The sequence below is a fragment of the Saccharospirillum salsuginis genome (assembly GCF_014651855.1).
GTDB lineage: Bacteria > Pseudomonadota > Gammaproteobacteria > Pseudomonadales > Natronospirillaceae > Saccharospirillum > Saccharospirillum salsuginis.
In genome coordinates, this window is the sequence record NZ_BMXR01000015.1 from 1 (window position 1) to 19,186 (window position 19,186).

At 60.7% G+C, this 19,186-nt stretch carries 17 protein-coding genes; 5 read left to right on the top strand and 12 right to left on the bottom strand.

The genetic code is table 11. The annotated features are described in order from the left end of the window. Window positions 1–269 precede the first annotated feature (269 nt). From IE111_RS21720 to IE111_RS21735, 4 genes are read right to left on the bottom strand one after another with little or no spacing between them, the layout of a single operon-like run. The gene (locus tag IE111_RS21720; RefSeq protein ID WP_189612834.1) at window positions 270–1,451 is read right to left on the bottom strand and encodes a M24 family metallopeptidase; all 1,182 of its coding nucleotides are present in this window, start codon (window positions 1,449–1,451) and stop codon (window positions 270–272) included. An 11-nt stretch (window positions 1,452–1,462) separates the two neighbouring features. Continuing rightward, window positions 1,463–2,386 carry a HalD/BesD family halogenase gene (locus IE111_RS21725; protein ID WP_189612836.1) on the bottom strand — a complete coding sequence of 308 codons (924 nt, stop codon included), beginning with the start codon at window positions 2,384–2,386 and terminating at the stop codon, window positions 1,463–1,465. Then, window positions 2,383–3,198, bottom strand: a complete 816-nt coding sequence (locus IE111_RS21730; protein WP_189612839.1) for a phosphate/phosphite/phosphonate ABC transporter substrate-binding protein — start codon at window positions 3,196–3,198, stop codon at window positions 2,383–2,385. The genes IE111_RS21725 and IE111_RS21730 overlap by 4 nt, the downstream gene beginning before the upstream one ends. Then, window positions 3,195–4,112 (bottom strand): fatty acid desaturase, encoded by a 918-nt coding sequence (locus IE111_RS21735; protein ID WP_229805475.1) that lies wholly within the window; start codon window positions 4,110–4,112, stop codon window positions 3,195–3,197. The genes IE111_RS21730 and IE111_RS21735 overlap by 4 nt, the downstream gene beginning before the upstream one ends. 136 nt (window positions 4,113–4,248) lie before the next feature. Here IE111_RS21735 and IE111_RS21740 point away from each other — a divergent pair, with 136 nt between their 5' ends. Further along, the gene (locus IE111_RS21740) at window positions 4,249–5,124 is read left to right on the top strand and encodes a helix-turn-helix domain-containing protein (RefSeq protein WP_229805476.1); all 876 of its coding nucleotides are present in this window, start codon (window positions 4,249–4,251) and stop codon (window positions 5,122–5,124) included. Between the two features lie 42 nt (window positions 5,125–5,166). On the opposite strand, the gene IE111_RS21745 is transcribed toward IE111_RS21740, so the two are convergent. From IE111_RS21745 to IE111_RS21760, 4 genes are all read right to left on the bottom strand, one after another. Then, entirely contained in the window at window positions 5,167–5,448 is a 282-nt protein-coding gene (locus IE111_RS21745) for a hypothetical protein (protein WP_189612841.1), read from the bottom strand. Between the two features lie 259 nt (window positions 5,449–5,707). After that, a complete protein-coding gene (msrA, locus tag IE111_RS21750) occupies window positions 5,708–6,346 on the bottom strand; it encodes a peptide-methionine (S)-S-oxide reductase MsrA (protein ID WP_229805477.1) in 639 nt (212 codons plus the stop codon). Window positions 6,347–6,356: 10 nt separating this feature from the next. Further along, the gene (gene msrB, locus IE111_RS21755) at window positions 6,357–6,890 is read right to left on the bottom strand and encodes a peptide-methionine (R)-S-oxide reductase MsrB (protein ID WP_189612843.1); all 534 of its coding nucleotides are present in this window, start codon (window positions 6,888–6,890) and stop codon (window positions 6,357–6,359) included. Window positions 6,891–7,076: 186 nt separating this feature from the next. Continuing rightward, entirely contained in the window at window positions 7,077–7,715 is a 639-nt protein-coding gene (locus IE111_RS21760) for a helix-turn-helix domain-containing protein (RefSeq protein ID WP_189612845.1), read from the bottom strand. A gap of 520 nt (window positions 7,716–8,235) precedes the next feature. Here IE111_RS21760 and glyA point away from each other — a divergent pair. The 4 genes from glyA to IE111_RS21780 all read left to right on the top strand — a co-directional run bounded on the left by glyA (window position 8,236) and on the right by IE111_RS21780 (window position 14,743). Beyond that, entirely contained in the window at window positions 8,236–9,522 is a 1,287-nt protein-coding gene (glyA, locus tag IE111_RS21765; RefSeq protein WP_189612847.1) for a serine hydroxymethyltransferase, read from the top strand. A 396-nt stretch (window positions 9,523–9,918) separates the two neighbouring features. Continuing rightward, a complete protein-coding gene (gcvH, locus tag IE111_RS21770; RefSeq protein ID WP_189612849.1) occupies window positions 9,919–10,311 on the top strand; it encodes a glycine cleavage system protein GcvH in 393 nt (130 codons plus the stop codon). A 10-nt stretch (window positions 10,312–10,321) separates the two neighbouring features. Beyond that, window positions 10,322–13,198: an aminomethyl-transferring glycine dehydrogenase gene (gene gcvP / locus IE111_RS21775; protein ID WP_189612851.1), complete on the top strand. Its 2,877-nt coding sequence runs from the start codon at window positions 10,322–10,324 to the stop codon at window positions 13,196–13,198. 174 nt (window positions 13,199–13,372) lie between these two features. After that, the gene (locus tag IE111_RS21780) at window positions 13,373–14,743 is read left to right on the top strand and encodes an L-serine ammonia-lyase (protein ID WP_189612853.1); all 1,371 of its coding nucleotides are present in this window, start codon (window positions 13,373–13,375) and stop codon (window positions 14,741–14,743) included. A gap of 68 nt (window positions 14,744–14,811) precedes the next feature. Here the strand turns inward: IE111_RS21780 and IE111_RS21785 are convergent, their stop codons facing one another. The 4 genes from IE111_RS21785 to IE111_RS21800 form a co-directional block, all read right to left on the bottom strand. Further along, on the bottom strand, window positions 14,812–16,104 hold the full coding sequence (locus IE111_RS21785) for a M23 family metallopeptidase (protein WP_229805478.1): 1,293 nt from the start codon (window positions 16,102–16,104) through the stop codon (window positions 14,812–14,814). Between the two features lie 333 nt (window positions 16,105–16,437). Beyond that, window positions 16,438–16,734 (bottom strand): EF-hand domain-containing protein, encoded by a 297-nt coding sequence (locus tag IE111_RS21790; protein WP_189612855.1) that lies wholly within the window; start codon window positions 16,732–16,734, stop codon window positions 16,438–16,440. Between the two features lie 372 nt (window positions 16,735–17,106). Further along, a complete protein-coding gene (pepQ, locus tag IE111_RS21795; RefSeq protein ID WP_189612857.1) occupies window positions 17,107–18,417 on the bottom strand; it encodes a Xaa-Pro dipeptidase in 1,311 nt (436 codons plus the stop codon). A gap of 45 nt (window positions 18,418–18,462) precedes the next feature. Beyond that, complete coding sequence (locus tag IE111_RS21800; protein WP_189612860.1) at window positions 18,463–19,185, bottom strand: ABC transporter ATP-binding protein; 723 nt, start codon at window positions 19,183–19,185, stop codon at window positions 18,463–18,465. Between the last annotated feature and the right edge of the window lies 1 nt (window position 19,186).

Sequence of the window (19,186 nt, forward strand, 5' to 3'; positions counted from 1 at the left end):
CTACGGACGAAGTCCACTGATGTGGCTTCTAGGTTGGAACGGTCTCCCCGGTGACTGGTCTCGAACCCTATCAAGTTCATTGGGTAAAACATACAAGGTTGGATCGGTCCGACGGTTCGGTAGCCAAAGGCGTAATCCAACACATCCAAACCTTTGCACCTACTCAAACCATGGTCACCCTTGTAGGATTACGTCGCGTAAGCGCGACTTATCCAACCTACTCAACCAGCCCCGTTTGTAGGACCAAACACCCCAACCAATGACCACGGTTACAACAACCGCTCCTCCAACGGGTATTTCGACAACAATTCCGGCCCATCCTCGGTCACCAATATCTGCTGCTCCAACTTAACCCCTTCCTTACCCCCCACTTCCCCGGCAAAACTCTCCACACACAACACCATCCCAGGCTCGATCATGCCTTCAATACCGCCGTCCTCCCACAAATGCGGACTGACGATCAAGGGGTATTCATTACACAAGCCAATCCCATGCGCGATAGCGGAATTGGTGCGCTCCCGGTACCGCTCGGGTAACCGGGCGCTGTTCTCCGCGATTTCGGCGAAGGTGACGCCGGGCCGGAACAGGGGGATGGTGTCGTGCACTTGCTGGTAGGCGGCGGCGTAGAGGGCGCGCTGTTCGCTGCTGGGTCGCCGGTCGCCGGCGATCCAGCTGCGGGAGATGTCGGCGGAGTAGCCGAAGGCGCCGATGAGGTCGGTGTCGAAGGAGACCATGTCGCCGGCTTCGATGACGCGGGAGGAACACTCCTGGTACCAGGGGTTGGTGCGTGGGCCGGAGGTGAGCAGGCGGGTTTCGATCCATTCGCCACCGTGTTCGATGTTGGCCTGGTGCAGGTAGGACCAGAGTCGTTGTTCGGTGACGCCGGGTTCGAGGTGTTCGTACATGAGCTGTATACCGGCTTCGCAGTTGGCGACGGCGGCGCGCACGGCGATCTGTTCCTGCGGGGTTTTGATCTTGCGGGCGTGGTTGATGACGGTCTGGCCGTCGATGACGTCGATGCCGTGGCGTTCGAGCGCCCGCAGGCCGATGGGGTCGAGCCGGTCGACGGCGAGGCGGCGGTTGTCGGCGCCGTGCTGGCGCATAAGGTCGGCGATTTCATTCGCCCAGTCTCGCGCCTTTTCCTCGACCCGATCACCGGCGATGAAGTGGTACCAGGCGACGGCGTTGCGGATCTCGCCGACAGCGGCTTTGCCCTGTACCAGATGCTCGCAGCCGGCGAATTCGAATAAGACAACCGGGCCTTCGGCCGGGACGAAGACGTAGCGGCAGGGGTTGTGCAGGCCGTAGACCTGCATATTGCTGGTGCCGCTGGCGTAGCGGATGTTGGTCGGGTCGTAGAAGAGCCCGGCGGCGCAGTCGTGGGCGCGAATCTGGGCCTGAAGGCGGTCCAGGCGTTCCAGGTCGAGCTGACGTTCATCGGGTTTTAACATCGGCACAGCCATCAGCGAATCAGCCCGTCGTAGGAGTCGGCCTGGGCGCGTTCGGCCAGGATGTGAGCCTCGGACACCCGACCGTAGAGTTGGCGCGTGCGTTCGACCGGGCCGACGACGCCGGGTTTCTTGGCATAGGCCAGCACGGCGGTGAGGCGAGCGGTATCGCCCCGGACGCGGCTGACCTGATGCAGGGAGTAGCGGCCGCGAAACATCTGCAGGTCGCCGGGACGCAAACGCAGTTCTTTTATCGGCGAGGTGTCGTCGCCCCGCAGGACCCGGCCGACGCCGTCGAGGTTTTCGTTGCCGGGTGTGCGGATGTTCGGGCAGTACTGGAAAACCCCGCCCTCGTCCGGGGACTGGGTCATAATGGTGGTGATGAATTCGTTGGTGTCGTAGTGCCAGGGTTGCTGGGTGCCCGGTGGCATGGTGTTGATCACCAGACCGGCGAAGGGGTCGGCGTATTCGAACACTTCGGGCTGGTCGTTGCATTCGGCGACGAACCGCTTCATACCTGGCGAGACGTAGATGCGCTGCAAGGCCGTGTCCGCCGGGATGGTATCGCGGGTGACGAAACCGCTGGAGCGTTCGAAGAAGAGTTGCCGCGGGTCGTCGTCGGCCAGGCGGTCGTCCGGTTCGGTGTTGTAGATGTTGCACCGCAGATGTTGGAAAAACGCCTTGGGGGCCAGGGCGTTGGTTTCCTGTTTGGCCTGGGCCAGACCGGCCCCGGTCAGAAAAGCCGGCAGCACGGAGCAGCCGTCCCGGTCGAGGTCGGCCTTCACGCGGGTGATCAGATCGGCCCAGGCCGGGCTGTCCGGATCGTGAATCGGGTAGCGCTCCAGATCGACCAGATCGGCCAGATCGGTTCGGCCGGCGTCGGCGAATTTCAGCGGTGTGGTCGAAGCGTCGGGCGGGGTCACCAGTGCTTGAGTCATTCGGTCACCTTGTCGGTTTCATCGGTGAATTCGAGTCGTTCGGTCAGGTCGGTATAGCGGCGCTTGATGACGCGGTAGTCGCGCAGCCGGGTCTGCGAGAAGCCCAGCAGCAGGAGGGCATCGCGCACCGGTTCGTTCAACGCAGCCATGGCGTCGACTACGGCCAGGTACAATCGATGCACCTCGCGTTCTGAGCGTTTGGCGGTGATGAACGGCAGCCCGGGCGTCGACGGGGTGCGTCCCAGCACGCGCAATTGCCCGGTGGCGGCCTCGTACCGGCGGGCATGCGCCCAGGTCACGGCGTCGATGGCGGCGACATTGGCCTCGCCCCGGGCCACGGCTTGCAGAGCGGCACGATGGCTACCGGTGATTTGCCGCTTCAGGCTGGCCGGGACCTGCGGTACCTGTTGCAACAGATGGAACAACGGCGCGGCGTAGCCGGACTGGGAGCCGATGTCGTTACAGGCGAAGCGCGCACCCACGAGGTCCGACACCCCCTCTATATCGCTGTCGCGGTGTACCACCAGCACGCTGAAGTACTGGCCGAAGCTGCAGTCGATGTCGTAGGACGGCGTGCCCACGACCGAGACACGCTCTTTCAGTCGGGTCACCAACGGCAGGCCGCAGGTCTGGGCCAGCAACAGGTCGGGCGATGACCAGAGCCTCATCAGGTCGACTTGCCGGTCGAGTCGTTCGGGTGGCGAAAACCCCCGGTCGGCGAGACTCTCGCGCAACAGGTTGTAGAACTGGTCGGTCTCGGAACGGATTTCCGGCCAGTCGTACATCGGCAGGGTCACGATGGATGCGCTCATGCCACACCTCCACGTTGACCCCGATTCTCTCCGGCCAGCGGATAGACCACCGGCTCCTTGGCCCGGAAGGCGAACCGCCGCCAGATCTCGGCGTAACTCCTGAAATAATAGCCCTGGTTCATCGCCAGCAGTCGCTCTCGGTTGTTCCGGAACAAGCGCGGCAGCTCGTACCAGGCGACATTCGGGTAGGCGTGGTGTACGGCATGCAGATTGTTGTTGAGGAACAGCCAACTGAGCGGACCGGTGTCTTCGATCAGAACAGTGCGGGCCCTCATCGAGTCATCGGCCTGATGTTCCAGAAAGGTTCGCACCGACAGCAGGCCGTAGCCCAGATAGGCACACAGCAGATAAAGGGCGGCCGACAACCCGGTCCCGATGTGAATGACCGCCAGCAGACCGATCACAGCCAGGCCATGCAGTACCCAGATTCGCACAGTGGCGGGTGTTCGCCGGCCTGTGGACAACTCACTCCCCACGAAACCGATCACGCTCAACAAGGGCCCAAGCAGCACCCGCCCGACAAGCCGGTTGTTCCAGCGCAGCAGGATTTTCACGGTCGTCGGCAGCCGCTGCCAACGCTCGGGCGTCTGGTACCAGCTCTCCGGGTCTTCATAGGGGTCGGTCAGGCTGGCGCCATGGTGGTGTTTGATGTGCGCCGCCTTGAACCGGCGATAGGGCACGAAGAGGCCCAGAGGGACGGCCACCAACGCATCGTTCAAGCGCTGGTCGAGGAAGGGATGGCCATGGATGCATTCGTGCTGCAACGACGAATGCAGGGTGATCAGCGGGATCAGCAGCAGGCATTGCGCCCAGACGGCCATGTCCAGCGGGTTCGACAAGACGCCGATCCAGGCCGCATAACAGGCCAGAATCAGCAACAGGGTTTTCCATTCGGCACGGTCACGTAAGCCCACGCGGTCGGTTACTCCTCTGTTCACGTTGGACTGTGTATTAGAGGCCGACCGACCGTTGTAGACAATCTGAGAATGTGAAGTCTAAAATGTTTCTTCGCAACATAATTCCCATGATGTGACTTTCATAGGATTTGCAGTGTTTTCACAACAAGATGAATTCCAGCCCGCCGACAAGCGCGACATCGCCCAGACGTTCCGCGAACGCATGGCGCTGTTGATTTCCCGGCACGGCTTCAACCTGAGCCAGTTCTCCCAGGCGATCGGCATCGACCGCTCGGCACTCAGCCAATTCCTGATGCCGGAGGCGACCCGTCTGCCGCGAGCGGAGACTCTGTTCAACATCGCCAAATTCTGCGGTGTCTCGGTGGACTGGTTACTCGGTGTGGTGGCGACGGAAGGCGAGCGGGATGACAGCATCCCCTCGGTCGAGACGTTGCGCATGTCCGGCGACGAAGCGCAACGAAAACTGGCGCAGTGGCACCGGGAGGCCCTGGGTTACAAGATCCGCTACATCCCCAGCACCATCCCGGATTTGCTGCGTATTCCCGAGGTCAGCGAATACGAGTTCAAGGACCACAATCTGGAAATCCGCGAAGCCCAGGACAAACAGGCGCGCGAACTGCTGGACAAAACGCCGTTTCCGGAGACGGACATCGAGGTCTGCATGCCGCTGCAGACGCTGGAGCACCTGGCCAAGGGCGAAGGCATCTGGAGTGACCTGGCGGCGCCGATCCGGCGCAAGCAACTGGAACACATGCGGGCCCTGGTGGAGGCGTTCTACCCGACTTACCGGCTCTTCCTGTACGACCAGCACACCGCCTTTTCGGCACCCTACACCCTGTTCGGCCCGCAACGGGCCATCATCTACCTCGGGAACATGTACCTGATCGTGCATTCGGTGGAGCACATTCGGGCGATGACGCAGCATTTCGACCGACTGATCAAAGGGGCGGAGGTGACGCCGGACCGGGCGGCGGAACAGATCGAAGCCTATTTGCGGGTCATGGAATAACAGAACGTACGGGGAGCACGCGAGGCTCCCCGGAGAGAGGCATCAGCCGGTTTGGCGGCGCAATGCCTTCCAGGCTTTCAGGTACGGGCGGGGATCCTGCTTCAACGGCAAATTAATGGCCATCAGCAACTCGGCTCGTGAATGTCCCATGTCTTCCAGTATGTGGTCGTCATAGCGCAACAACCCGACCAGCTTGCGGCGGTACTGCCAGGCCTTATACAGACGAACGGCGCTCTCCATCAGCCACAGCGGCGGCATGGACGGCATGTAATAGTCGATGTTGATCTTTTGGATGGGGGTGGGAGTGAGACCGATTGCTGTCATGGCGTTCTCCAAATAACAACAGCGTGGAAGGGCCCGGCAATTGCCGAAAAATTGAGCGATCTCGATCGCGGCGCGGATTATGGAGACAGCCGATGACAAGATCAATGGGCGCGAACGAGAATTCACTCACAACTTTGATTCAACGCAATTCGGGCACCCCCAATGGCCGAGTTGACCCGGCCCTGTGGACTACAAAATCTCGTTCGAGATCAAGAACCTACCGGTACTCGACCGACCGGAAAGCCGGCCGGTCGCTGTATCAGGAACTTTCCGGGAACAGCGACAGCCGTTTGCCTTCGGCCTCGCCCCACAGCTCTTCGAGCCGATCGTGACGACCACACCGCCAGACGTAATAGTTATAGCGAACCGAGTTTTTCTGATGGTAGTTCTGGTGGTATTGCTCCGCCGGGTAAAACGCCTCCAGCGGCTCGATCGGTGTCACGATCCCGGACGACAAATCGTACTGTTCGCTAAGCCGTTGACGCGACTGTTCGGCCAATTGCCGCTGTGCCTCGGTGTGATGGAAGATCCCGGTCGTATAGGAAGCCCCCCGGTCGCAGAACTGGCCACCGTCGTCCAGCGGATCGACATTGGCCCAGAACGCTTCCAGCAAGGTCTCATACGACACCCGACTGCGGTCGTACGTCACCTGCAGGGCTTCCACATGGCCGGTGCCTCCTTGCACGACCTGTTTATAGGACGGGTTTTCGACATGGCCGTTGGCATAACCAGATACCGTTTGGGTGACGCCTTCGACCTTGTCGAAGGCCTCCTCCACACACCAGAAACAGCCCCCGGCAAAGGTCGCCTTGGCCATGGTTTCCGCCGAGACCGGCGCCACCCAACTCAACGCGGCCGCCAGACCGACAGCCAACACACCTTTCATTGCATCACTCATAACTCGCTCCTCAGGCCGACTCGTCCGGAACAAAATCCAGCGCCAGCCCATTGTTGCAGTACCGCTTACCGGTCGGCTCCGGACCGTCGTCAAACACATGGCCCTGATGCCCGCCGCAGCGGCGGCAGTGATATTCAGTGCGCGGAATCACCAACTTGAAATCAAGTTTGGTCTCCACCGCGTCCGGCAGTGGCTCGTAAAAGCTCGGCCACCCGGTTCCGCTTTTGAACTTCGTTTCCGAGCTGAACAGGGGCAGCGCGCAGCCCGCGCAGATGAATGTGCCCTTACGGGTTTCATCGTTCAACGGACTGCTGAACGCCCGTTCCGTACCGGCCTTGCGCAGAATCTTGAACTCCTCATCGGTCAGGCGACGACGCCACTCCTGCTCGGACAACGCCGCCCAATCCACCGAGTTCCCGCCGCTCGAACCGCCGGACGTCTCCGCCAACACACGGAAACCGCTGACCGACGCCAGGCCCAACGCGGCCCCACCGACCAGAACCTGGAGAAACGCACGGCGACTTTGACCCTTATAGGTAGGCATGAACCAACCTCCCGGGAGTTAACCCAAACACATGTATCCACTGAGACCCGGATACGGGTTCAGAGTTCCTGAGAATCGCTATGGCTACCCGAGGCGTGATTTCAACCGGGCAAAAGGAAAGTCTGGGAAAGGACAGAAACCGGCCATAACACGACCGGCCAATGAGTCAATCGGTCAAGGCAATCGTCAGGCCGTCACCCACAACACCTCGGCATCCACCTCACTGGTCGACACCAGCGCATGCCCCATGGTGCAGTCGTAATAGGCCGAATCTCCCTCGAACAGCTCAACCGGCTCATAAAACTCCGTATAAAACAGAAGCGACCCCGACAGCACGTACAAAAACTCCTCGCCATCGTGCCGAATCCAGTCCGTGAACTCATCGAACGTCCGCGTATGCACCCGGGTGCGGAACGGCACCATCTTCTTCTGCGTCAGAGAGGTATTCAGCAACTCATGCTCATAGGTCGGCGTCGGATGCGGTTTCCCCTCCCCAGAGCGCGTGATATCCCGCCGACCCGCCGGCTTCGCCCCGGACCGGGGCTGCGCGAACAACTGAGGAATATCGATGCCCAGACCGTGCACCAGCTTCGTCACCGCCGTAAATGTCGGCGAAATCTGCTCATTCTCGATCTTCGACAACGTCGACCGCGCCAGACCCGTCCGCTTGGACGCCTCCTCCAACGTCAAATTCTGACTCAGACGAATCGCCCGCACCCGCTGCCCCAACTGCAGCGGCTCCAGAGTCGCCTCCGTCTCACTCCGGCGCTCCACTTCCAGCGCCTTCCTATCCTGCTCTTTCAAAAAATGCGGTTCGTCGGCCATGCCAAATCAAGTTTCGTATCAGGGACTTACCTCAGTATTGCACACCGACAGGGCCCTTGAAATGCCCGAGAACGCCATCCCGAGCAAAAGTTTCCTATAGGAAATTTTTGTTGATATCGAGAAATACCGTTGATAATCTGCGCCTCAATGAAACAGACGTTGGTGGTTTCGAGTACTAAAGCGACGCCACTGGTGGGGGTCTGACCGGTTCGAGAGTACTTGCCAGATGTCTTGGCAAGGGCGGTCAGACGAGAATCCACCTCACTTAGCGCCGGCACGTTGGCAAAAGTTGAATTTGTGGTGTCGGATTGAGCGCCGGATGGCCGGGATGCTCAGGTGGGGATGTCCGCAGCAAGGATGCTGCGGTCAAGCCTACATGGATGTATTCACGGCGACCCCGCATGAGCATCCCGGCCAGCCGGTGCGGACCCTGGCACCAAAAGCCAACCAATCAGCACGAAATACCGGCGCGAACGACAGCCACCAACAACCAACCACAGGGCATAACCGGAGGCACACAATGACCCAACACCATGGCACAAAAGCCTTCTTCCAGGACTCACTGGCCAAAAGCGACGCCTCCGTCATGACGGCCATCCGCCAGGAAGACCGCCGCCAACGCGACCAGATCGAACTCATCGCCTCCGAAAACATCGTCTCCAAGGCCGTGTTGGAAGCCCAGGGCAGCCTGCTCACCAACAAATACGCCGAAGGCTACCCCGGTCGCCGCTACTACGGCGGCTGCGACTGGGTCGACGAAGTCGAACGCCTCGCCATCGAACGCGCCAAACAACTGTTCGACTGCCAATACATCAACGTCCAGCCGCATTCCGGCGCCCAGGCCAACGGCGCCGTCATGCTCGCCCTGCTGCAACCGGGCGACACCATCATGGGCATGAGCCTCGACGCCGGCGGCCACCTCACCCACGGCGCCCGCCCCGCCCAATCCGGCAAATGGTTCAACGCCGTTCAATACGGCGTTGACGCCGAGACCCAGCGCATCGACTACGACGCCGTCGAACAACTGGCCCTCGAATGCCAGCCCAAACTCATCATCGCCGGCGGCTCCGCCATTCCGCGCAAGCTCGACTTCGCCAAATTCCGGCGCATCGCCGACAAAGTGGGTGCCTACCTGATGGTCGACATGGCCCACATCGCCGGCCTGATTGCCAGCGGCCTGCACCCAAGCCCGCTGCCGCACGCCCACATCGTCACCACCACCACGCACAAGACCCTGCGCGGCCCACGGGGCGGCATGATCCTGAGTAACGACCTCGACCTCGGCAAGAAGATCAATTCCGCCGTCTTCCCCGGCCTGCAAGGCGGACCACTGATGCACGTCATTGCCGGTAAAGCCGTAGCCCTCGGCGAAGCGTTGAGCCCCGCGTTCCGCACTTACAGCCAACAGGTCATCGACAACGCCCAGACCCTGGCCGGTGTGCTCATCGACCGCGGCTGCGACATCGTCACCGGCGGCACCGACACCCATCTGGTGTTGGTCGACCTCCGCCCGAAAGGCCTCACCGGCAACATCGTCGAAGCGGCACTGGAACGCGCCAACATCACCTGTAACAAAAACGGCATCCCCTTCGACCCGGAAAAACCCACGGTCACCTCCGGGATCCGTCTCGGCACCCCGGCCGGCACCACCCGGGGCTTCGGCTCCGACGAGTTCGCCCAAATTGGCCAGTTGATCGGCGACGTACTCGACGGCCTCAACAAAGACGGCACGCCCAATGCGGAGGTCGAAGAACGCGTCAAACGTGAAATTGCAGAGTTGTGCGAGCGGTTTCCCTTATATGGCTGAACCCTATTGGTCCGGTGGTTAAACCCGCGCCGGCTGCCGGGTAGACCTATTCGGGGTCGCCGTGAACCCATCCATGGGGGCTTGACGGCCGCCGTCCGGGCGGCCGACATCCCCGAATAGGTCTACCCGGTACCCGGCGCTAGCCTGCAGTGAACCGCGCAGGTACAGAAATCTGAACCAAATAAACGGTCGATTGGCACAGATGGTTAGGGACCGATGCCGGTGGTGCTCATTCAGGGAAGTCCGCAACATGGATGTTGCGGTCTAGCCTACATGGACGTATTGAGTGGGCGGCACCCCGCGCGACCCTGAATGAGCACCACCGGCAGCGGGCCCGGATTTAACCACAGTCCCAACCCAACCGCAGAACAAACGACAAACACCGAGGACATAACGATGACTGCCATTCCGAATGAATTGAAGTACGCCGAAAGCCACGAATGGGTGCGGGACAATGGTGATGGCACCGTCACCATTGGTATTACCGACCATGCTCAAAGCCAGCTCGGCGACATCGTTTTTGTCGAACTGCCGAGCCCGGACCAGGCCCTGGGTAAAGGCGACGATTTCGCCGTTATCGAATCCGTTAAAGCGGCGTCCGATATCTATGCGCCCATCGCCGGTACCGTCGTCGCCACCAACGATGCACTGGAAGACGCCCCCGAAACCGTAAACGAAGACGCCTACGGCAACGGCTGGCTGATCAAACTCAAAGTCGACGACGTCAGTGAACTCGATGCCCTGCTGACCGCCGACGGCTACCAGAGCCACCTCGGCAATGAAGGCTAAGGAGCACATCATGACCGCCAAACTGCCCTTCACCCAGAAACCCCTGTCCCAACTGCGCGGTGCCAGCTTCACCGACCGCCACATTGGCCCGGGCGCGGACGAGCAGGCCGCCATGCTCGACGCCCTCGGCGTCGATACCTTGCAGACTCTGATCGACCAGACCGTCCCCGAGGGTATTCGCCTGGGCCGCGAGCTGGACGTGCGCGAGGGTCTGTCGGAAGAAGCCGCGCTGGCCGAATTGCGCACTTTGGCCGATCAGAACATCGTCAACCGCTCCTTCATCGGCCAGGGTTACTACAACACCCTGATGCCTGCGGTGATTCAGCGCAATGTGCTGGAAAATCCGGCTTGGTATACGGCCTACACGCCCTATCAGCCGGAAATTTCCCAGGGGCGGCTCGAATCCCTGCTCAATTTCCAGCAGATGATCATGGATCTGACCGGTCTGGATCTGGCCAACGCCTCCTTGCTGGACGAAGCAACGGCGGCCGCCGAAGCCATGACCCTGTGCCAGCGCGCCAACCGCAAGAACAAGAGCAACGACTTTTTTGTCGCAGACGATGTCCATCCGCAGACGCTGGATGTCTTGCGCACCCGTGCCGAACATCACGGGTTCAATCTGGTCGTCGCGCCGGCCGGTAGCATCGGCGAGCACACGCCGTTCGGCGCGCTGTTCCAGTACCCGAACACGTCCGGTGATATTCCGGACCTGGGTCAATTGATTCAGACCGCCAACGCCCAGGGCGCCATGACCGCCGTGGCCAGTGACCTGCTGGCCCTGATGCTGCTGCGCTCGCCGGGTGAGTTGGGTGCGGACATCGTCTTCGGCAGCGCCCAGCGTTTCGGTGTGCCGATGGGTTACGGCGGCCCGCACGCTGCCTTCTTCGCCGCCCGCGAGCCGCTGAAACGTCAGGTGCCGGGACGCATCATCGGGGTGTCGGTCGACAGCCGGGGCGACACCGCCTTGCGCATGGCGATGCAAACCCGCGAACAGCACATTCGCCGCGAAAAGGCGACCTCGAACATCTGCACCGCCCAGGCGTTGCTGGCGAACCTGGCGGCGTTCTACGCGGTGTATCACGGTCCGGACGGTCTGCGTGCGATCGCCGAACGGGTCCATCGCCTGACCGCCATTCTGGCGACCGGTCTGCGCCGTGCCGGACAGGACGTGCAGGCAACCTACTTCGATACCCTGACGCTCGATGTCGAGCCCATTGTGTTGGAGCGTGCCAAAGCGGCCGGCATGAACCTGCGTTTGCTGGACGAGACCCACATCGGGATCAGCTTGGACGAGACCACAACCGAAGCCGACGTGGCCGAGTTGTTCACCGTCTTGCTGGGCGCGGAGCATGGGCAGTCCGTCGGTGATATCGACGCAGCTCTGATCGGCGGCGAGCCGACCGGGATTCGCGCCGACCAGCGACGCCAGGATGCCATCCTGACGCACCCGGTGTTCAATCAGTACCACAGCGAGACCGAGCTGCTGCGCTACATCAAGCGTCTGGAAAACAAGGATTACTCCCTGGTCCACGGCATGATTCCGCTGGGCTCGTGCACCATGAAGCTGAACGCCACGGCTGAAATGATGCCGGTCAGTTGGCCCGAGTTCGCCAACATCCACCCGTTTGCCCCGGCGGAACAGACGCGCGGCTACCGGACCATGATTGAGGAGTTGGAACGCGATTTGGCCGAAATCACCGGCTACGATGCCGTCTCCATGCAGCCAAACTCCGGCGCCCAGGGCGAGTACGCCGGTCTGCTGGCGATCAAACGCTATCAACAGGCCAATGGCGAAGGACAGCGCGATGTCTGCCTGATTCCGGCCTCGGCCCACGGCACCAACCCTGCGTCGGCGGCGATGATGAGCATGAAGGTGGTCATCGTCGAATGCGACGACAACGGCAACGTCGATCTGGACGACCTCAAGGCCAAAGCCGAACAGGCCGGCGACCGGCTGTCGGCCTGCATGATCACCTACCCGTCCACACACGGTGTCTACGAGGAATCCGTGGTCGAGCTGTGCCGGATCGTTCACGAACACGGCGGCCAGGTGTACCTCGATGGCGCCAATCTGAACGCCCAGGTCGGTCTGACCCAGCCGGGTCTGATCGGTTCCGACGTCTCGCACCTGAACCTGCACAAGACCTTCGCCATCCCGCACGGCGGCGGCGGTCCGGGCATGGGTCCGATCGGCGTGAAGGCGCACCTGACGCCCTACCTGCCGGGTCATGGTGAAACCGGTGCGAACGATGGCGCTGTCTCCGCCGCGCCCTACGGTTCGGCCGGCATCCTGCCGATCACCTGGATGTACAACCGCATGCTGGGTCGCACCGGTCTGCGCCAATCCAGTGAACTTGCGATCCTCGGGGCGAACTACATCGCCCATGAGTTAGCGGACGATTACGACGTGTTGTATCGCGGCCGTAATGGCCGGGTGGCACACGAGTGCATCCTCGACATCCGCCCGCTCAAGGCCGACACCGGCATCACCGAGGAAGACATCGCCAAGCGACTGATGGACTACGGCTTCCACGCCCCGACCATGTCGTTCCCGGTACCCGGCACGCTGATGATCGAACCGACCGAGTCCGAGTCCAAGGTTGAACTGGATCGGTTCATCGACGCGATGAAGGGCATTCGCGCTGAAATCGAAAAAGTCAGAACCGGAGAATGGGCGGCGGATCAGTCGCCGCTGCGGATGGCGCCGCACACCCAGGCCGATGTGGTCGGTGACTGGGAACGGCCCTACTCGCGGGATATCGGTGTATTTCCGAGTGAAGCGGTCCGAGCGGCCAAGTTCTGGCCAGCGGTCAATCGCGTGGACAACGTCTACGGCGATCGCAACTTCATCTGCAGTTGCCCGGGGACCGACGCCTATCGGGACTGAATGATGGCTTGAGTATTGTAGGGCAGAAGAGCCAACGGCGACATCTGCCGTAGGAAGCAGAAGAAGCCTGTGTATAACTCCCTGCCACGGGATACCTCCACGGCAGATATCGCTCCGCTCTTCTGCCCTACAACCCGCTCCCAACCCACACCGAACCACGCTGGGAGAACAACAATGCACATCAGCGTTTTCGACCTGTTCAAGATCGGCATCGGCCCGTCGAGTTCCCACACCGTCGGGCCGATGTCGGCCGCCGCCGACTTCGTCTCCACCACACTGACCGACACCCAACAATCGCGCGTTCAACGCATACAGGTCACCCTGCACGGTTCTCTCAGCGCCACCGGGCGCGGGCACGGTACGGACGTGGCCGTCATGGGCGGCCTGGCCGGTGCCCGACCGGATTCGGTCGACCCGGCCTGGCTCTGGTCCCTGCCGGATCGATTGCGCTCCGGCGTCTCGCTCTGGCCGGATCGGACACTCGGGTTCGATCCGGATACGGACATCGCCTTCGACGACACACCGCTGGCGTATCACCCCAACGCGATGACGCTGGTCGCATTCCTGTCGGATGGTTGCGAAGTTACCGAAACCTTCTATTCGGTCGGCGGTGGATTTGTCGTCACCGAAACCGAAGCCTCAAAGGGCCACCTCTTTTCACAGGATGCGGACCTGCCCTACGCGTTCGCAGACGCACACACCCTGTTGAATCTCTGCCGGGAAACCGGGTTGCGCATCAGCGACCTGATGTGGGCCAACGAATGCGCACGCCGACCGGAAGCTGAGGTCCGCACCGGCCTACACGCCATCTGGCAAGCCATGCACGACTGCATCGACACCGGCCTCGCCACCGAAGGCACCTTACCCGGCGGGCTCGATGTCGCCCGTCGCGCGCATCGGTTTCACGCTTCCCTGCAACAGGCGCGCGGTCGCAATGTCATCGCCAACACCCTGGGCGCCATGGACTGGGTGAACCTGTATGCGCTCGCGGTGAACGAAGAGAATGCCGCCGGCGGTCGCATGGTCACCGCACCGACCAACGGTGCCGCCGGTATCGTCCCGGCTGTATTGATGTATTACCTGACCTTCAGCGATCGCCTGAACAGCGACGACATCATTCCCTTCCTGCTGACCGCCTCCGCCGTTGGTGGACTGTGCAAACTGAACGCTTCGATCTCCGGCGCCGAAGTCGGCTGCCAGGGCGAGGTTGGCTCGGCCTGCGCCATGGCCGCTGCCGGCCTAACCGAGGTTCTGGGCGGCACGCCGGCCCAGGTGGAAAACGCGGCGGAAATCGCGCTGGAGCACAACCTCGGCCTAACCTGCGACCCAATTGGCGGCCTGGTCCAGGTGCCCTGTATCGAACGCAACGCCATTGCGGCGGTCAAGGCCATCAACGCCGCGCAGATGGCGCTTCGCGGCGACGGCAGTCATTTCGTGTCGCTGGACAAAGCCATCACAACCATGCGTGAAACCGGGAAGGACATGCAGGACAAGTACAAGGAAACGTCGAAAGGCGGACTGGCGGTCAATGTTATCGAGTGTTGACTTGGGAATGCTCGGGAAATCAGCTGACCCGCCCGGGAGCGCCGGCGCTCCCGGGGTTGGCTTCGGGGTTACTGCTTGGCCCCGTAGTTGTAGATGGAATTCCAGGCGCAGATAGAGCGGTTCCGATATTCGTTATACAACCAATAGTTGTAGCAGTTATCGTCGTAACTCCAGCGACCGACGTCGATCTTGTAAGGTCCCAGATTCACATCCTGCAGTGACCGGTATTGGCCGTTATACAACAACGAAAAGTGCAGATGCGGACCGGTGGAACTGCCGCCCTGGCACAGCGCATTGCCCCGGTCGTTCGCATAGTTGGCCAGCTTGGTGTTGCGATTGACCCACTGCCCGTCGCGCACCTGAATGCCTTCCAGGTGATAGTAGTTCGTCGCCCAGCCATTGGGATTCGTCACCCGGACCTGGCACTGTGAAAACACCCGCACATAGCCCCCATGCGCCGCCGCCACACTGTAGGTTTGCGCGCCCCAACGCGGCCAGTCGTAGGAGACGTCGATGGACGACAACGGATAGCCGGACCCGGTATTGGCGTGGGCGCCGTTCGGGATCCACCAGTACCCCTGGCGCCAGGGCATCTGCATCATGTTTTCAGGGGGGACGAAGCTGTTGTACCCGTAGTTCCACTGCAGGGATCGGTCCGACTTCTGTTTCAGATCCTGCTTGGGTTCGGGACGATCGACTGTTTCCTGGCCTCTGAGCGTGGCCGCCTGTTCAGGAAATAATTCGGCAAACCGGGTCTCGAACGCTTCCAGAGGGTCCTCGGCACGAATGGACCGGCTGTTCTCCGCCATCGCACTGGCCATAACCAGCGAGGCCGGGGATGCGTCCGATTCCACGTCTCGCCGCAAAAGGGACGGCCCGGTCGTGCGTTGCATGCCCTTGATGTTGTAAAAACGGTCCGACAATCGAGTGACCACATCGCTCAACTGGTCGTTAAAACCCACTTCGTCCGACAATGTGCCAAAGGGACGTTCCAGTGACGCATCGGTCGGATGGGAGACCACATCGCTTCGAGCATCCATCAGAGCCAGAACGATACGCGGATGAATGCTGGCATAGCCGGTCCAATGTGAAATGGCTTCCTCATGGGGCTTCAGGTGAGGGGCGTGTCGGTCGAGGTAGGTCGACAGATCGAAATTGTCGCGCGCCAGGTCATAGACAAAGGCCGACTCGCGAATCGGCTTGGACTGACTGACCGAATGGCGAACAATCTCGATACTGGCTCGGGACTCCAGCTGGGTTTCACCGGGTTCGTGAATGTCCTTGGCCTGAACGGAAAACCCAAGTGCGAGGAGAATCGAGGTACCGGCGCAACGCGCCAGTATCCGACGGGTAATATGCATGATGTGTATTCCTTTATTATTTCATTTTTGGTTGATTACAACTCGGACAGCAGCCGTGACCGCATGCACTCCCGGACGCCCGATTTCCTTGCGCCGGCATCTACAGCCGCTACAGGCACCTTAGAACGAACGATCACCGTACGAAATGTCTGAGAGCGACATCGCAACAAGATTGACGACAGTCATTAGCCTGAGTGTGATGGTCATCACAGGCATGAACCGTAAGAAGGGAACCGATACACAAAAAGCCCGCCAGGCTATCGGTAGCCGGGCGGGCTTGTGGGTCAGGCGTCGATCCGTGACAAAGGGTTTCCTGTGGCGGCGGTCACCGCATTACATTTTGCCTTTGGCTTGGTTGATGGTGGCCTGTGATGGGTTGAACTCACCGAACTCGCGATTGGACAGTTCGCCATCCCCATCGGCATCCAGATGAGTGAACAGATTGGCGATTTCATCGTAATTGGACACTTCGTTCTGGGTCAGTACGCTGTCCCCATTGGTGTCGATGGTCTGAAACAACTTCTTGTTGTTGCTCGCGGTCCAGTCGTCCTCAGACTGACCAGCGGCCATCGCGGGTGCGGTGGCCCCCATCGCGAATAAAATACCGGTTACCAGTGCTGTCTTTCTCATAACACCCTCCTGCTTGATTGAGTGGGTGACTTTGGCAATGCACGGAAACGAATCCTGCCCGCGCATCTACCCGTGGATAATCAAGCATCATGCCAGTCCTACAAAGGCGCTCATGATGTGTATTGCCGCGACAGACCGTTTAAAAACAGCTTTCATGCTGTTGGTATTTGGAGACACCGGAACGGGTATCGATTGCGCGGGAATGGGCCGACAAAGGGCGTATTCAACGTGTCGACAAACGTCGACACATTGGCAGGCTGATTCGCAAAAATCCGCCCGATTCAAAAAGTTAGAGTGTCGACAAGCCGCAACACCCGTCCCTGTGAGCGCGTGTAATCACTCGCTCACAGGCTGTTATGGCACTCGACAGGATCAATGCTGAGCCTTGAAGGCTTCTCGGGTCAGGTTTCTGGCGCCATCGGCACTCACCACCAGGTTGTCTTCGATGCGGATGCCGCCGTAGGGTTTGAGCCGCTCAATCAATGCCAAATCCAGACCATGATCGGGTTCCCGTTGCATCAGACGGTCCAGCAACATCGGGATGAAGTACAGTCCGGGCTCCATGGTAATGACCATCGAGGATTCGAGCGTGCGCGTCAGGCGCAGGAAAGGGTTGTCATCGTCGGCCCGGGTTTCGCCTTCCGGGGTTTGCTGATGCCCGCCGACATCATGCACCTGAAGCCCCAGCAGATGCCCCAACCCATGCGGGAAAAAAGCGTGAGGCACGCGCTTGGCCAACTGTTCCTCGACGGGCAGGCGGCACAGACCATGGTCGCGCAACAGGCCGGCAACACCGGCCAGCGCCTGGTTCTGCAATTCGGTCATGGTAACACCCGGCTTCACACTGGCGTTCAGTGTTTGCTGCAGGGCGTCCAGCCCCAACCTCAAGTCCGCGAACAATCCGCCGTCGGTCGTATGGGTGCGGGTGATGTCGCTGGCATAGCCGTTGACCCGGGCGCCGGCGTCGATCAGCAGGGTGCGGTGTTCGGCGGGTGGCGTAAAACGGCGCCGCTCGTAATGCAGCGTCGCCGCCGCCTCGTTCAATGCAATGATGCCGCTGTAGGGTTCCTGGCTTTCCAACTGTTCGCTCGCGGCCAGATAATCGCGGTAGATTTCCGCTTCACTGGCACCGCGCAAAAAGGCGTCCCGGGCCGCCTGGTGACCGGCTACGGCCTTGCGGTTAGCCTGTGCCATGCACTCGATCTCGAAATCGGTTTTGTAGGCGCGGTAATAGCTCAGTTCCGCCTTGAGACCGGCGGGGTCGATGTCTACCTGAACGCCCTGCTCCGCCAGCGCCGGGTGCCGGGGCCCGATCCAGGCGATGCGCCCGGTCAGTTTGGGCAGCCAATCGTCCAGACCGGTGGCCGCTTCAACACTCCAGTACCCCGCCCATTCACCACCGGGGGCTTGGGGTGTTAAGTGCCAGAAGTCGGCTCGAGCCGGCCATAACAACCGGGGTTTGTCGCCCGGTGTAAAGACGATGAAGGTATCGGGATCGATATCATAAGGCACCCACTGTTGAGCAAAGGGACGCGGGTTATAGGGGTAAGCCCGGTCATCTTCCGCCACCATCGCCAGACTGCCGCTACTGATGACGACGCAGTCATAGCCATGGGTGTTTAGAGCCTGCTCATAGCGATCGACCAATGCCTTCAGATGAGCAATGTACATTTCAGTATTCATGAAAACCTCTCGGATCGTATGCCATCAGCCGTCAGTGCCAGGCGGTCAATGACTGTGACTGAGCAATTCCTGCCCATAGGGGCTCCGGAACGCCTGCTGTTTTAACTGGTCCACCGTTGCCTCTTCCACCACCCTTCCCTGACGTAATATGGCCAGGCGGTCGCAAAGAAAAGACACGACGGGCAAATCGTGAGTCACCATAAAATAGGTTAAACCGCGGTCTTCCTGCAGCGCTTTCAACAGGTTCAACACCTCGGCTTGCACCGACACGTCCAGCGCCGATGTGGGTTCGTCCAGGAGCAGCACCGGAGGGTCCAGCATCAGAGCCCGGGCGATGGCTACACGCTGGCGTTGCCCACCCGACAATTGATGCGGCAGCCGGAATCGAAACTTTCGGGCCAACCCGACCGCGGCCATCGCGTCCTGAACCCGCTGGTCTCTTTGACCGATACCATGGATCGCCAAGGGTTCGGACAATATGGCATCGACACTTTTCCGGGGATGCAGTGAGCCATAGGGATCCTGAAAGACCATTTGGCACAATCGGACCAATGCTTTGTCCCTGCCATGTGCCAGTTCGTGCTCTCCCAGACGAATCCGCCCGGACCAGTTAGACAGTTGTCCGGCCAGAACTTTCAGTATTGTGGACTTGCCCGAACCGCTCTCACCCACCAGGGCAAAACTCTGACCGTACTCAACAGAGAGCGTCACATTGTTGACCACGGCGGCATCGCCATACCGAATGGTGACATCTTTCAGATCGATCATG